Annotated in this window: 2 rRNA genes; both read right to left on the minus strand. The window is 48.9% G+C overall.

The window, feature by feature from the left end:
- Window positions 1-216 precede the first annotated feature (216 nt).
- Window positions 217-332: ribosomal RNA gene (rrf, locus tag TU74_RS23000) — 5S ribosomal RNA — on the minus strand.
- A 107-nt stretch (window positions 333-439) separates the two neighbouring features.
- Window positions 440-517: ribosomal RNA gene (gene rrf / locus TU74_RS25185) — 5S ribosomal RNA — on the minus strand; the annotation flags it as partial.

Raw genomic sequence — 517 nt, forward strand, 5'->3', positions numbered from 1 at the left:
GTTGATGCGTCTTGAATCGGCCCACTGCTGCTAAGCTTATCCACAATTGCTGGGACAGAAATCAGCAATCCGTCCTGGGTCAATTTTCAATCGGCAGGGTGGGTCAGTTTTCAATCAGCGCCAACAGGAGGGGAAAGAAGCAGGTTTAGCGGCGGTTGTGGCGTAGAAAAAACAAAACCCCTGTCTGCGTGAGCAGACAGGGGTTTCGGAATTCAATCTTGACGATGACCTACTCTCACATGGGGAAACCCCACACTACCATCGGCGATGCATCGTTTCACTGCTGAGTTCGGGATGGGATCAGGTGGTTCCAATGCTCTATGGTCGTCAAGAAATTCTGTGACAGATCCGTTAGTGATTAACGTGTCTGTGAAAACTTGGTACTTCTATAAAAACAAAATCCCTGTCTGCGTGAGCAGACAGGGATTTTGGAATTTAATCTTGACGATGACCTACTCTCACATGGGGAAACCCCACACTACCATCGGCGATGCATCGTTTCACTGCTGAGTTCGGG

This window comes from Pseudomonas lundensis (genome assembly GCF_001042985.1).
GTDB classification, from domain to species: domain Bacteria; phylum Pseudomonadota; class Gammaproteobacteria; order Pseudomonadales; family Pseudomonadaceae; genus Aquipseudomonas; species Aquipseudomonas lundensis.